This is a genomic window from Aquabacterium sp. A08 (assembly GCF_011742065.1).
In genome coordinates this window covers 1-250 of sequence record NZ_JAAQQT010000005.1, presented here as the reverse complement: position 1 = coordinate 250, position 250 = coordinate 1, and the positions used below count along the sequence as shown (strand labels likewise).

Here is a 250-nt window from a genome sequence, read left to right as displayed (position 1 = left end):
GGGCGTCCAGCAGCAGGGCCTGGGCGTGGCGGTGATCTGCCGCATATTTTAGGAGATCGAAGTTGCGCGCGCCATCGCCCAGGGGCACGCGGGCCACGCGCAGGTAGGGGCGGCCCTGGGCCAGAGCGTCGCACTGCGCGGGGGTTTCGTCGCCGTGGAACTGCAGCAGGGCGTGGGGCACGGCCTGCAGGCCGGCCTGCACCTCGGCCGCGCTGGCGTTGACGAACAGCAGCACCGGGGTGACGAAGGG

Annotated in this window: 1 pseudogene; it reads right to left on the bottom strand. The window is 72.4% G+C overall.

From position 1 onward, the window contains the following. A pseudogene (locus HA630_RS26630) lies at positions 1-250 on the bottom strand (N-(5'-phosphoribosyl)anthranilate isomerase); the annotation flags it as partial.